We start from the raw sequence: 13,754 nt of genomic DNA, 5'->3' as shown, positions 1-13,754 counted from the left end.
GATTTGGCGGGCAAGGCGGGTAAGGTGGCGCATCTTTTCAGGCGCGGTGCACACATCGTGATGACCGATCTGAAAAGTGCAGTAGCGTTTGAGGAGTGCCGCTTCCAGGAGGGGCTACAGGAAGGAATGATGATCGCCTGACCTCAGTCAGTACGCTTAAATGTCGATCACCAGAGAATAACAACCAATGATCAGCCCGACCTCCAAGGATTCGAATGGCCAATTGGCGCAGGGCTTCAAGCCGCGCCACGTCACAATGCTGTCTATCGCGGGAATCATCGGCGCAGGATTGTTCGTCGGTTCCGGGCACGCCATTGCCGCGGCTGGCCCGGCCGTCATGCTGGCGTATCTGTTCTCCGGCCTGCTGGTCGTGCTGGTCATGCGCATGCTGGGTGAAATGGCGGTTGCCAACCCGGATACCGGGTCGTTCTCCACCTATGCCGACCAGGCCATCGGCCGCTGGGCCCCGATCGGGAAGTCAGCGGCTTGAGTCGATTGATGGATGAGCATGGCGGATTTGCGCCCAACGGCCTGTCGGCGGTGGTGGGTGCCTTCATCACCATCATGTTCAGCTTCATCGGTACGGAAGCGGTGACCATCGCGGCAGCTGAATCGAGTAATCCTGCACAGAACATTGCCAAGGCCACGCGCTCGGTGATCTGGCGCATCGGCGTGTTCTACCTGCTGTCGATCTTCGTGGTCATTTCCGTGGTGCCCTGGAACGATCCGCTCCTGGCGTCGGTGGGTTCCTACCAGCGGGCGCTGGAATTGATGAACATTCCCCACGCCAAACTGCTGGTGGATGTGGTGGTGCTGATTGCCGTCGCCAGCTGCATGAATTCCTCGATCTACATTTCCTCGCGCATGTTGTACTCGCTGGGCCGGCGTGGCGATGCGCCCAAAGCGCTGAAGGTAACGTCGTCAGCCGGCGTGCCACGCGCTGCGGTGATCGCCAGTACCGTACTGGGTGCGGGCGTGACCTTGTTCAGTTACTTCATGCCCGCCGGACTGTTCCAGTTCCTGCTCGCCAGTTCTGGCGCCATCGCCTTGCTGGTGTACCTGGTGATTGCAGTCTCCCAGTTGCGCATGCGCCGGATGCTGCGCCGCCAGAACATCGAACTGACCTTTCGCATGTGGCTGTTTCCCTGGCTCACCTGGCTGGTCATCGGATTTATCTCTGCGGCACTGGCGGTGATGATGGTGACACCCGAGCACCGTACCGAGGTGAGTACGACCATCGGCCTGGCGTTGCTGATTTCCTTTATCGGCCTGGTGACTTCGCGTGAGCAGCCGCAGCCCGAAGAGGCCGCTTCCCTGGGATAGGTCAGGGTTTTATTGCCGGCGCTGACCGACCCAATACTGGCGTACCGCACCCTCCACACCCTGCACCGGGTCCCGGTCGGGAAACGGCAGCTCATCGATGCTCGCCAGTTGCGCAGCGCTCGGCGCCTCGCGGCAGATATCGGCGTGCTGCCCCGGCGGGTACGCGCCGACCACCAGAAAGTCGTCACTGGAATCCAGGTTGCAATGGCCGGTGCCCGCTGGCAGCAGCAACACATCGCCCGGGCCGACTTCCAGCACATGGCCCTCGGGGCCGCCAAGCATTAGGCGCGCGTGGCCGCTGGCGACGCCAAGCACTTCGTGACCTTCGGTGTGATAGTGGTGGTAGTTGTAGACGCCGTAGCGCCATTGCGCTGGCCAGCCATTGGCGTTGAAGGTTTTCTCGAACAGCGCCGCCGGGTCGCTGCCCTGTACGGCAATGGCCTTGGGGTAAATGAGCACCGGCAGGCGCGGGTTGTTGGGTACCCAACCGTTACGTTCGAGCAGTAGGGTTTGTGCGGGAGTCGCTACAACTTGCGAATTGGTCATGGGAAGACCTCCAGAACCTGGCAACGCCAGCGTGGTGAAGTCGTGACGGATGAGGCATGTCTACTATGACTCCCGGTACTCGCAAAGGTGCGTTGCACCGTTAGTGGGATCACCTTCGGCGAGCATCCGCAGCATTATTTCTCGCTCTTTCGGGCCTGGCATGACGCCGCGGGTCTCCCCATCCAGGTGTCGCCGTCCTGGTTGGTCATCGTCACAACGGCCAGTGCACGGCCTGTGTCATCCAGGGCCTGGATCACCCAATGGCATGTCACCGTATCGCCCGCTGCCCCTGTGATTTGAGCAAGTTTCCTCGTCTTCGAGAGCACCTGGCCTGTCGTCGGCTACACTGCTCAGCCAACACCGCCGGGGTATGCTGGACCTCTTGAACTATCGATGGTCTCCAGGAAACCAGGCCTCTTTACCTCTCGGGTCTGCAAGGATTTCCTGTGAGGTTTCAGGCGTTGGTCGGGAGGATGAATCGATGGACGACTATTACGATCTGGGTACCTACAGCCGCCCGGTAACGACCCGTTCGCCCCAGGCCCAGCTCTGGTTCGATCGTGGATTGGTATGGTGCTACGGCTACAACCACGATGAAGCCATCCGTTGTTTTCGCAAGGCGATCGAACACGACCGCGATTGCGCAATGGCTTACTGGGGCATCGCCTACGCCTCGGGCCCCAACTACAACAAGCGCTGGGATGCCTTCATCGAGCAGGAGTTGAAAGAGGCCGTGGCCCAGGCCCGACTGGCGACACAAGCCGCGCTGGCGCATATCGACAGTGCATTGCCGGTGGAGCAGGGGCTGATCCGGGCACTGGAGCAACGCTATCAGGCCAACCAGGCGACGAGCCTTGAGCAACTCTTCAGCTGGAACGATGCCTATGCGGCGTCCATGCGCGATGTCTATAAAGCCTTCCCCGATGATCCCGACGTCGTTGCGTTGTTTGCCGAGGCCATGATCGACCGCACACCGTGGCTGTTGTGGGACCTGCGCACCGGTCAACCGACAGCGGGCGCCGACACCCTTGAGGCGGTGGCCGTGCTGGAACAGGCGCTGCAGCGCATGGAACAACACGGCGATGCACCGCACCCGGGTGTGCTGCACATGTACGTCCACACCATGGAAATGTCGCCGCACCCGGAGCGGGCGTTGCGCGCCGGCGATGTCCTGCGTGACCTGGTGCCGGACGCCGGACACTTGCGTCATATGCCGTCGCACATCGACGTGCTCTGTGGCGATTACCGTGGCGCCATGATCACCAATAGCCGGGCGATCCAGGCCGACAGTAAATACCTGGAACAGGAAGGTCCGCTCAACTTCTATACCTTGTACCGCTGCCACAACTACCACTTCAAACTCTATTCGGCGATGTTCCTCGGCCAGTACCAACCGGCCCTGGACGCCGCCAATCAACTGCAGGCGACCCTCCGCGAAGAACTGCTGCGCGTGGAACAGCCGCCCATGGCCGACTGGCTCGAAGGTTTCGTGTCGATGAAGGTTCATGTGCAGATACGCTTCGGCAAATGGCAGGACATCCTCGCCACCCCGCTGCCGAACGACCAGGCGCTGTACTGCGTGACCACGGCCATGCTGCATTACGCCAGGGGCGTGGCGCACGCTGCCTGTGGGCATGTCGCGGCGGCAGAAACCGAACAGCAATTCTTCCTCGATGCCCTGACCCGGGTGCCGGCAACCCGCTACGTCTTCAACAACACCTGCATCGACATCCTGGCGGTGGCCGGCGCGATGCTGAGCGGGGAAATCGAGTACCGCAAAGGCAACTACGACAGCGCGTTTGCTCAGTTGCGCCAGGCGCGGTCACTGGATGACAACCTGCCCTATGACGAACCGTGGGGCTGGATGCAGCCGGTCCGGCATGCGCTGGGCGCGCTGCTGCTGGAGCAGGGCAGGGTGGAAGAAGCCTTGCAGGCTTATCGCGCCGATCTGGGGCTGGATAACACCCTCAGCCGTGCGGCCTGGCATCTGGACAATGTGTGGAGCCTGCACGGGTATGTGGAATGCCTGAAACGGCTGGGCCGGGACGCTGATGCGGCCGCTGCACAGACTCGACTGGACCTGGCGATGGCCCGGGCTGATGTGGAAATTACGGCATCGTGTTTTTGTCGGGTTGGGGAGCGTTGTTGCAACTGATGCCCGGAATCAGCACGTCTACGCTAATCCCTGTAGGAGCTGGCTTGTCGGATCGCCGCACCGCAGCGAAGACGGCCTCAAGCCTTGCAGCGCCCATGAAGACGCCTTCGCCAGCAAGCCGGCTCCTACAGGGGTTGGCGTGAGGGCGGAGGGCGCAATCAGGCCTCGCTGATCTTGCTGACACTGGTGACCTGCCCATTCCAGACCATCTCGTAATGCGCAGTTTGAACAACCGATAAAACCGCTCGTGGCGTCATCAGTGCCCAGCAATGACTGCCCTGCATGCGCACGGAGTTGTAGCGAATGCCGGGACATCCGGCTTCCTTGACAGACCTCCCCAGGCGACGGGAATCGGTGTAATCGACAGGATCATAGACCGGATCGGTCGTCGGGATGGACGCGGCATCTTTCATCGCCACGTCGACAAAGGAACAGGACAGTCCGCGGAAAACAAACCGCTCATAGTTGAGACTCGGCACATTCGACCAGTACAGACTCTGGTGATGCCGAACCTCGGCCAGCGCCGTTTCCACGGAGTCCGCCAGGTACAGCACGCCAAAACTGCCGTCGCTGAACCGCGAACCCGCCGGGTTGACGTGGGTAAAAGGCGCCGTTGCGTAAGAGCAGCCAGGAATACCGAACGGGATCTCTGCCCGCGGAATCAACTCAAGGTGACCCACTTCGTTTTTCAGCCTGGGATTGGTCAGCGCCTGTAGCTGATACAGCAGCTCAAACTCGTCCTCGTCCGCGACATCATCAAACAACGCGATGGGCGGAAACTTCGAATTGACCAGACGGTAGGCCTGTAACTGCGCGCCGGCAAGCACTGCCAGTTCGCCGAGCCTCACCATTGCGCGCCCCGCAGCACGTCAATGCGCCGAAAGGTTTCATACAGGGAAATCATATCGCCCTGGGACATGATCTCGAGCGGGCTACGCCCATTGAAAAACTCGTTGTCGTTGGCCATCGAAGGAAAACCATAGACGTTTTCCGGGTTATCGAAGACCAGGCGCAGCGCGGCGTGGATGTTGAGCACAAAACTGATGCGCTGCATCTGGTCCGAATCCAGCGCCACGGCCCAGGCGGGATCGCGCTGCCTGGCGCGGGTGTAAGTACTGCGGGAAATGCGCAGGATGCGACAGGCCTGGTCGCTGGACGCGGCCCATTTTTCGAGAATGCCAACCGCCGCACGCAGACCTGTCACGCACTGGCTCTTGGTGAATGCCTGTTCCTGGAGGGCGACGGCCATGTTTAATACCTCACATAGAATCTATAGACTCAAATATAGTTTTATTGAATCTATAGAGCAAGCCATCTCGACCAGTGGACAGAAGGGATTCGTTCTCGATAGTTCATCATGCGCGATCGCCCCGAGTCTGTGTTGCAGCGATTGGCCGCAGCGGTTGAGCGAAACAACCGGATCGTGATTTCTGCGATTACCTACGCCGAAATGCGTTACGGGCAGATCGGCAAGAAGGCGTCGTCCAAGCACAAAACGTTGGTCGATGAGTTTGTGAAACGCCTGGATGCGGTGCTGCCCTGGGATCAGAGTGCCGTAGACGCAACGGTGGAGGCGAAGCTCCAGTTCACGCTGGCAGGTTTGCTCATTGGCGAGAACGACACCGCTATCGCGGGCCATGCAATGGCCTCAGGCAGCACACTGGTCACGGACAATGTGCGCGAATTCAGCCGCATTGAAGGACTGGCTTTCGAAGACTGGGTTCACTGAGGTTCAATCCATGAACAGCACTCGAACCGCCCGGCGATTTTGGGTCTGGCGCATCCCTGCGCCAAACGACGCCTTCAACGCTTGATCAGGGAAATCTTGGTGCCTTCGATGCTCACCCCGGCCATTAACCCCTGCTGGTCGAAAATGAACGCGTAGGCATCGTCCTTCAACGTCGAGCTGGACAGATTCTTCGCCACCCCTGCATCCACCACCACCACAGTCGGACCTACGCCGATTTCCCAGCCCTTGGATTCGCGTACGTAGTTCACGGCTTTATCGGTCATCAGGAACACCACATAGCCATACGACTGGGCGCCTGCCTGCAGCCCCCATGACCCGGTGACGGAGTTGTAATAGCCCTCTACCTGCTTGCCCTTCATCAATGTGCCTTCGCCATAGCTGCCACCAAACACCAGGCCCGCCTTGATGATTTTCGGGAAGACAAGAATCGCTTTGGCTTTGTGCGAAATGGTTTCGGCAAAGGGCGTGGCCTTGTAGAGCGTTTGTAACGCTTGCCGAGAGTCGGCATTCAGATCCTCGGCGGTTGCCGCACCTGCAGTGTTCAGGAAGCTCGCCGATGCCAGTGAGGCTGTCGCGAGGACGATCGATAGGAAGAACCGCATTGACTGAGTCATGTTCGTACTCCGAAACGGGAGCATTGGATGTGAGCAGCAGTCAACACCTGCCCGGGCAGAATCCGAGCCTGCTGAAGTTATCCGGCGCACCCTAAAGTGTGTGAGCTTCTGGCTTCGCCCTTTAATGAAGCAGGCCAGAGGCCTTTGATCATTGGCGATGCCATCACTGGCTTTGACCTCTGCGCGGGGGCGGGGTTCGTCATTCAAAGCTACATTCAGCAAAGGAGTAGAGGGCCATGGTTCATCAGGGAAACACAACGCCGATTCGATGGACGACGTTGTGCTCCGATGCTCAGATATGGATCGCGGCTCAAATCTACGGCTTACTCACCTTGATCCCTTTGAATAACAACAGGAGTAACACACCCGCCAGTATTTCAAAGCTTGCGACCAGATACAGGCCAGCGGACAGGCTACCGGTCTGGGTTTTCAGCCATCCGATCATGTAGGGCGCGACGAAGCCGGCGAGATTGCCGATGCAGTTGATCAGCGCAATGCCCCCCGCGGCGGCGGTGCCTGCCAGGAATGCACCTGGAATCGACCAGAACACCGGAAAAGCGGCAAGAATGCCCATGGCGGCCACGGTCAGGGAGATCAACGCCAGCGCGGCATTGCCGATGAACAGGCCGGTGCAGATTAATCCGAGGCCGGCGAGCAGGGCTGCCATGGCGCAGTGCACACGGCGTTCAGCGGTCTTGTCGGAGTGAAAGCCGTTCCACAGCATCGCCACGGTGCCCAATATAAAGGGGATCGAGGAGAGCAGTCCGATGTTCATGTTGTCATCGACGCCCAACGACTTGATGACGGATGGCGTCCAGAACGCAATGGTCGCGTTGCCACTGACCAGGCAGAAATACACCAGCGCGCATAACCACAGCTTGGGATAACGCAGCAAGGAACGAAGGTCGCTGTGTTTGCCGGGCGCCTTGTCTTCGCGGGCAATGGTGTCGCTGACCATTTTGCGTTGTGCCGAGCTCAGCCACTTGGCATTGGCCGGTTTCTCCGGGAGATAACGCAGGACCAGGAAACCGGCGATCACCGAAGGAATGCCTTCGAGGATGAACAGCCATTGCCAGTTGGCCAGGCTGCCGACCCCGACCATGCGACTCATGATGAACCCGGCCAGTGGGCCACCGACCACGCCGGCAATGGCGAAGGAGGTCATGAACATGCCGTTGATCTTTGCCCGCTGCGCCGCTGGAAACCAGTAGGTGAGATACAGCACGACGCCGGGAAAGAAGCCTGCTTCAAAGGCCCCGAGCAGAAACCGCAGCACATAGAACGACCAGGCGCTTTCGACGTACGCCATGGCGATGGACGTCAGGCCCCACATGATGGTGATGCGCGCCAGGGTACGGCGGGCGCCGATTTTTTCCAGCAGCAGATTGCTGGGCACTTCGAAGATGAAGTAACCGATGAAGAATATCCCGGCGCCCAGGCCATAAACGGCTTCGCTGAAACCCAGGTCCTGCAGCATGGCCAGCTTGGCGAAACCGACGTTGACCCGGTCGATCCAGGCCAGGACGAAGAGAAACACCAGAAACGGCAGAAGGCGCCAGGCGATCTTGCGATAGACGGCAGCCACTTCGACCGTCGTCGGGTCGAGGTCGATCGCCATGGTTGAACTTGCGTGACTTCGGTTCATAAGTTATCTCGTCAATTCGTTGCGCAGTTGGGCACGCAAGCCGATTGGCAGGCGAGTGAGGACGCACGAGGGTCCGCCGTGTCATTTTTTCGGTGAGTCAGTCAGGTAAAACAGGGCAGGCCGGGCCTGCCCCTGGTTCAGCGGCAGTGCATCAAGTGTGCTCTTGTAACAGTGCCTCGATAGCGCGAGACACTTGCAGGACACGAGCGTCCTGCCCATGCAGGCCGGCGATCGACAGCCCGACCGGCAGCTCGTCGCCGCGCTGGCACGGCAAACTCAGGGCGCAACCGTCTAGGAAGTTGATCACGCTGGTGTTGCGCAATACGAGGCCATTGGTTGCGAAAAATGCATCGTCTTCAGTGAGGTCTGCCAACTTCGGCGGGACCACGGCGACAGTGGGCATCAACCAGGCGTCGGCGTCGCCCAGACGCTCACCCGCCACGCTGATCAGGCGTTGGCGTTCGCTTCGAATGTCCAGGTAATCGGCGGCACTGATGGCCGCGCCGCGGCGGATGCGTTGAGCGACGCGCGCGTCATAGCACTGGGCGTTGTCGCCCTCGAGCCACTGGCGATGGCCGTGCCAGGCTTCGGCAGCCGTCAGCCCGCCAGCCGCGTTGATACGGGGCAGTTCATGCAGTTCTGGAAAATCGAACCAGCGAATGCAGGCGCCTGCCTTGGCGAGCAGGTCCAGGGCGCGTTCGAAGGCTGCGGCGACGCCGGCATCGAGCTGATCGAGGACCAAATCCTTGGTGACCGCAAGGCGCAGCCCGGTCAGGGACGCGGCGCGGGTATCCAGCTGATCGCCGGTGAGTATCCGGTCGAGCAGGATGCAGTCGGCGACGCTGCGTGACAGGGCACCGACAGAGTCCAGGCTAACGGCCAAGGGGAACGTGCCGGCCATGGGAACTCGGCTGGCACTGGGCTTGAACCCGGTCAGGCTGCAGAACGCGGCTGGAATCCGGATGGATCCGCCAGTGTCGGTGCCCAATCCGGCAACCGCCATGCCCAATGCCACGCTCACTGCGGCGCCGGAGCTGGAGCCGCCGGCAATGCGCTCAGCCGCAGAGGGCGTGAGTGGAGTGCCATAGTGTGGGTTCAGCCCCAGTCCGGAAAAGGCGAACTCACTCATGTTGGTTCGGCCCAGCAAAATGGCGCCCGCCGATCTCAGCCGTTCGACCACCAGCGCATCGCTGCTGGCGGGCGGCGCGTCGGCCAGTAGCCTGGAGCCGGCCGCAGTGACTTGTCCGGCCACATCAAACAGGTCTTTGATAGAGACCGGGAGCCCGGCCAATGGCGAGGGCACGTAACCTGAAGCCCGTGCCAGATCGCTGGCCTGCGCGGCCTGCAAGGCGCCTTCGGCATCGACGCTGATATAGGCCACCCCACCCGCCGCACGATGCGCCTCGATACGGATCAACGCTTCCTTGACCAAGCCGACGCTGGTGGTACGGCCGTCAGCCAGCGCTTGGGCGAACTGTGCAATATCCTTCATTTTGGGTTCACTCCGCGACTGGCAGCGGCTCGACACCGTACTGGTGGCGCAGGCTGCGGTTGAGTACGGGATCGAACAGCTCCATTTCAAAGGCTTCGCCATAGCCCAGTTCGCCGATCACCGATTGCGTACCGCAGAACATGGCAGTGTCCGCTGGCAGCGCAGCGTCGCTGTTGAGTTTCGCCAGCAGCGTTTCCGGCGCCAGCAGGTTGGTCACCGGGCCCTGTTGGTACAGCGCACGCTCGCCGTCACGCACACGCCAGGTGCGCATCACCAATTGATCCCAATGCCCCTGAACCTCGGTATAACGCCAAACCTGCCGGGCGATGGGTTTGTCGCACATCTGCTTGGACACCGTGACGTCATAGCTTTCGACCTTGCGATCGGTGTGATCCGAACCCAGGCCGATCAATAGCCCTTGCTCGCTGGGGAGCAGCACGAATTCGGTCTCCCCGGATGAATCCTTGCCAGGAACCTGGATGCTTTCGGCGTTGTTCAGCAGGCTGGCCGATACCCGGTAGAAACACGGCACCTGCGTCGGACGGCGCACGCCCAGCGCTTCCAGTTCGGCAATGTGGTGCTCCACCGCTTCGCTGTTACGTCCTGCCCAGCCGGCGATAATCAGGTGCTTGATGCTGGCCTGGTGTTCACCCTGGCCGACTACTTGGAATGTCATTTGGGTCATGAAGAGCTCTCGTGATCAGTGATTAAAGGGTGCGCATGATGGCGCGACGGAAATCGTCGATGTGGTGATGGACAGCCGCGACGGCGGCGTCGCCGTCACGCTGTTCCAACGCCTCGAGGATTTGCAGATGCTCGTGGTAGATGCGTTCGCTATGGTGGTTTTCCGACAGGGTCAGGTACCAGAAGCGCGCCTGTTTTTCGTGAAGGTTGCGCAGCAGTTCGGCCAGCACGCGATTGTGTGCGGCGGCGGAAATCGACATGTGGAACTGCAGGTCCAGCGACATGAGCCCCGCCACGTCGTGTTTGGCCAGCAGGGCGGGCGTGCGCTCGAGAATGTCCCGCATGGCCTGGATCTCGGAGTCGTGAGCGCGCTCAACCGCCAGCTTGATGCACAGCTGTTCGTTGCTCACGCGCACTTCGATCATGTCCAGCACATCGTTGAGTGACAGGGCCGTCACCATCACGCCCTTGCGCGGCATGATCGTGACCATGCCTTCAACTTCCAGGCGGTGCAGCGCTTGATGGATCGGCGTGCGGCCAAGCCCCAGTGTCGCTGTCAATTGCGCTTCATTGATCGCATCACCGGGGCGAAACTCGCAGCTGATAATCCGCTGCTTGATTTGCGCATAGGCGAGTTCGCGCAGTTGGGCTGCGCTTTTAACGGGGGCAATCGCGGGCTGGCGATGGCTGGAAAAATCGATAGGTTCGGACATGTCTCACTCCTGATAATCATCTGATATATCAGATGATTATCAGATGAGGGAGCAAAGGTCATGCCACTTCTCAAGAATTGGCTGAGCGCTGCGGTTCATAAGGGCTGTGCGGAACCGGCGAGGCGCCGGGCGTACGTTGGGGGAGTGTTACTTGTTACTTTTGTGCCCGATTTTGTACCCGCGTGTCCGATTTTCGTGCAGGTAAGGGGCTCATCGGGAGCACCTTAGCTGCATGGCCATAAGCGGTGGCCGTTGCGTATCGGGATGAACGAAACTGCGAAGTTCCTCAGTAAAAAGCCGCGGCTGTTTCCCGATCCACCACGTCGTACACAGGAGGCGAATGGCGAATGCGTCTATGCCATCCGTTCCAATTGTGCCTGTCGTCTTTATTGGCTGGAGCGAATGGCCCCTCCATCAATCAACAGGTTCTGCCCCGTCAGGTAGCCTGCATGACTGCTGCAAACGAAGGCGCACAGAGCACCGAACTCCTCGGGTGAGCCGAAGCGTTTGGCAGGAATTTCGCGACGGCATTCGCCGAGGAATGCCTCACTGTCTTGCCCCGACTTTTCGGCAGCGGCGACCAGGTTGTCACGCAGTCGATCGGTATCGAATGAGCCCGGTTGCAGGTTGTTGATCGTCACATTCCGACTGGCAATGTTTTCTTGCCGGGCAAGTCCTGCGATAAATCCCGTCAGACCACTGCGCGCGCCATTGGACAGACCCAGGCTTTCGATAGGGGACTTCACGGCACTCGACGTGATGTTGATGATTCGGCCAAATCCGCGCATCGCCATACCGTCTACCGTTGCCTTGATCAACTCGATAGGGGTGAGCATGTTGGTATCAAGCGCCTTGAGCCAGGCGTCGCGGTTCCATTCGCGGAAATCCCCGGGCGGAGGGCCGCCAGCGTTGTTGATCAAAATATCGAAATGCTCATGGGCCACGAGGGCGGCCGCCCGACCTTCGGGCGTTGAAATGTCTCCGGCGACGGCGATGACAGTCACTTCAGGATTTATCGCTCTGAGCTGACGGGCTGTTTCATTCAGCGTCTGTTCGCCTCGGGCGGTGATCACCACGTTCACGCCTTCGCTGACGAGTGCCTGTGCGCAGGCTTTACCCAGGCCTTTGCTGGCGGCGCACACCAGCGCCCAGCGTCCTGCTATTCCAAGATTCATGCGTGTTTTCCTACAAAGAAGCTCAAAGAAAGTGGTTGTCTACTACAGCACCCTGCTTACGCATGATCCACGGTGGCAGACAGGTTTGGCGACAGCGTACTGATGCCCATGAAGCGCCGCACTCTCTCTCCTTCGGCATCGCATCGTATGGTTTCAGGTGCAGCATCCAGTTGGATATTGCCGTTCTCCATGAAGACGACCCGGTCGGAAATCGACATGGCAAAGTCCATTTCGTGGGTGACAATAATCATGGTCATGCCTTCATTGGCAAGGTCGCGTATGACGTTCAGCACATCGCCCACCAACTCTGGGTCGAGCGCTGACGTAGGCTCATCGAACAGCATGATGTCCGGCTCCATGGCCAAGGCACGCGCGATCGCCACGCGCTGTTGCTGCCCGCCGGAGAGCTGGTGCGGGTACTTGTGGGCATGGGCCAGCAGGCCGACCTTGTCCAGCAGCGCATAAGCACGGTGTTCGCTCAGCTCGCCCGGACGGCCGTGGTAGCGCGGCGCCAGCGTGACGTTGTCGAGAAGGGTGCGGTGCGGGAACAGGTTGAAGTTCTGGAACACCATGCCGATGTGCCGCACGCCTTTGCGCAGGCGGGAACTGTCGGGTTTGTCCGATGCTTCGATGAACTTCTCACCGAACAACAGAATGTTGCCTGTATCGATGCTTTCCAGACCGTTGACCGTGCGGATCAGCGAAGTCTTGCCGGAACCGGAAGGGCCAATGATCGAGATCACCTGGCCGTACTCGACATTCAGGTCGATCCCCATCAGCACTTGGTGCGTGCCATAGCTCTTCTGGATGTTCTTCAATTGCAGGATAGGCGTCGCGTTGTTGCCCGCTGCTTTGCGCGCACTGTCGGGCAAGGCTTCGGCGCAGGCCTTGAGCTTGGCCACGGCGGCGGCGTCGAGTGTGTGGGGCTTGCGGAAGTTCAGGTCCAGGTAGCGCTCCAGACGCTGCAGGAAATAGCCGAACACGGTGACGATCAGCACGTAGTACACGCCCACCGCAGCCAGGGTTTCCATGACCAGGAAGTTGGTGGCATAGAGGCGTTGGCCGACCGTGAGGATTTCCGTCAGGGAGATGACCGAGACCAGCGACGTCAGCTTGACCACCGTGATGTATTCATTGATCAACGTCGGCAGCGAGATCCGGAACGCCTGGGGGATCACGATCAGGCGCTGCATGCCGAACAGGCCGACGCCCAGCGCGCGCCCGGCTTCCTTCTGACCCTTGGCCACGGAAATCAGTCCACCCCGATGGATTTCCGCCATGTACGCCGCTTCCGTGACCACCAGGGCCAGCAAGCCGGAGTAGAAGGGGTTGGACAGAATCGGTCCGCTACCGGGAAGCAATTGCGGCAAGTTGTAGACGAAGACCACCAGCACCAGCAACGGGATGCTGCGGAAGAACCAGATGTAGACCGCCGCGGGAATGCGCAGCAAGGGCGACTGGGACAGCTTGGCCGTGGCCAGGACAAAACCCAGCAGCATACCGATGAACCAGGCCAGGGCACTGAGCTGGACCACCGTGACGCAGGCTTTCCAGAAGTCCGGCAGGGAGAACAGGGAAATAAAATATGACCAATCGAATTGCATGGGGCACCTCGATCTGCCGCCCCGGTGCAGGGGAGGCAGCTACCAGACTACAA

The 13,754-nt window shown here is 60.1% G+C and carries 12 protein-coding genes and 1 pseudogene; 3 read left to right on the top strand and 10 right to left on the bottom strand.

What is annotated here, in order from left to right; translation table 11 throughout:
• Window positions 1–187 precede the first annotated feature (187 nt).
• Window positions 188–1,323: pseudogene (locus tag ACA067_RS20290) on the top strand (GABA permease).
• Between the two features lie 9 nt (window positions 1,324–1,332).
• On the opposite strand, the gene ACA067_RS20285 reads toward ACA067_RS20290, so the two are convergent.
• A complete protein-coding gene (locus tag ACA067_RS20285) occupies window positions 1,333–1,869 on the bottom strand; it encodes a cupin (protein WP_497458196.1) in 537 nt (178 codons plus the stop codon).
• Between the two features lie 481 nt (window positions 1,870–2,350).
• On the opposite strand from ACA067_RS20285, the gene ACA067_RS20280 reads away from it, so the two are divergent.
• Window positions 2,351–4,024, top strand: coding sequence for a tetratricopeptide repeat protein (locus ACA067_RS20280; protein WP_497458195.1), 1,674 nt, complete (start codon window positions 2,351–2,353; stop codon window positions 4,022–4,024).
• A 158-nt stretch (window positions 4,025–4,182) separates the two neighbouring features.
• Here the strand turns inward: ACA067_RS20280 and ACA067_RS20275 are convergent, their stop codons facing one another.
• A complete protein-coding gene (locus ACA067_RS20275) occupies window positions 4,183–4,875 on the bottom strand; it encodes an RES family NAD+ phosphorylase (RefSeq protein WP_497458194.1) in 693 nt (230 codons plus the stop codon).
• Window positions 4,869–5,273, bottom strand: coding sequence for a hypothetical protein (locus ACA067_RS20270; RefSeq protein WP_497458193.1), 405 nt, complete (start codon window positions 5,271–5,273; stop codon window positions 4,869–4,871). The genes ACA067_RS20275 and ACA067_RS20270 overlap by 7 nt, the downstream gene beginning before the upstream one ends.
• 108 nt (window positions 5,274–5,381) lie before the next feature.
• Between ACA067_RS20270 and ACA067_RS20265 the strand changes: the two genes are divergently transcribed.
• Window positions 5,382–5,753, top strand: a complete 372-nt coding sequence (locus ACA067_RS20265) for a type II toxin-antitoxin system VapC family toxin (RefSeq protein ID WP_497458192.1) — start codon at window positions 5,382–5,384, stop codon at window positions 5,751–5,753.
• 74 nt (window positions 5,754–5,827) lie between these two features.
• Here ACA067_RS20265 and ACA067_RS20260 read toward each other — a convergent pair whose 3' ends face one another.
• The 7 genes from ACA067_RS20260 to ACA067_RS20230 all read right to left on the bottom strand — a co-directional run bounded on the left by ACA067_RS20260 (window position 5,828) and on the right by ACA067_RS20230 (window position 13,701).
• Window positions 5,828–6,388: a lipid-binding SYLF domain-containing protein gene (locus ACA067_RS20260; protein ID WP_497452694.1), complete on the bottom strand. Its 561-nt coding sequence runs from the start codon at window positions 6,386–6,388 to the stop codon at window positions 5,828–5,830.
• 316 nt (window positions 6,389–6,704) lie between these two features.
• Complete coding sequence (locus ACA067_RS20255; protein WP_497458191.1) at window positions 6,705–8,033, bottom strand: MFS transporter; 1,329 nt, start codon at window positions 8,031–8,033, stop codon at window positions 6,705–6,707.
• 151 nt (window positions 8,034–8,184) lie between these two features.
• Window positions 8,185–9,525, bottom strand: coding sequence for an amidase (locus ACA067_RS20250; protein WP_497458190.1), 1,341 nt, complete (start codon window positions 9,523–9,525; stop codon window positions 8,185–8,187).
• A gap of 7 nt (window positions 9,526–9,532) precedes the next feature.
• Window positions 9,533–10,210 carry a DUF2848 domain-containing protein gene (locus ACA067_RS20245; protein ID WP_497458189.1) on the bottom strand — a complete coding sequence of 226 codons (678 nt, stop codon included), beginning with the start codon at window positions 10,208–10,210 and terminating at the stop codon, window positions 9,533–9,535.
• 22 nt (window positions 10,211–10,232) lie between these two features.
• The gene (locus ACA067_RS20240) at window positions 10,233–10,922 is read right to left on the bottom strand and encodes a GntR family transcriptional regulator (protein ID WP_497458188.1); all 690 of its coding nucleotides are present in this window, start codon (window positions 10,920–10,922) and stop codon (window positions 10,233–10,235) included.
• A 386-nt stretch (window positions 10,923–11,308) separates the two neighbouring features.
• Window positions 11,309–12,097 carry an SDR family oxidoreductase gene (locus ACA067_RS20235; protein ID WP_497458187.1) on the bottom strand — a complete coding sequence of 263 codons (789 nt, stop codon included), beginning with the start codon at window positions 12,095–12,097 and terminating at the stop codon, window positions 11,309–11,311.
• 56 nt (window positions 12,098–12,153) lie between these two features.
• Window positions 12,154–13,701 carry an amino acid ABC transporter permease/ATP-binding protein gene (locus ACA067_RS20230; RefSeq protein WP_497458186.1) on the bottom strand — a complete coding sequence of 516 codons (1,548 nt, stop codon included), beginning with the start codon at window positions 13,699–13,701 and terminating at the stop codon, window positions 12,154–12,156.
• Between the last annotated feature and the right edge of the window lie 53 nt (window positions 13,702–13,754).

The sequence above is a fragment of the Pseudomonas sp. LBUM1674 genome, assembly GCF_059695635.1.
This window is presented reverse-complemented; position numbering and strand designations above follow the sequence as displayed.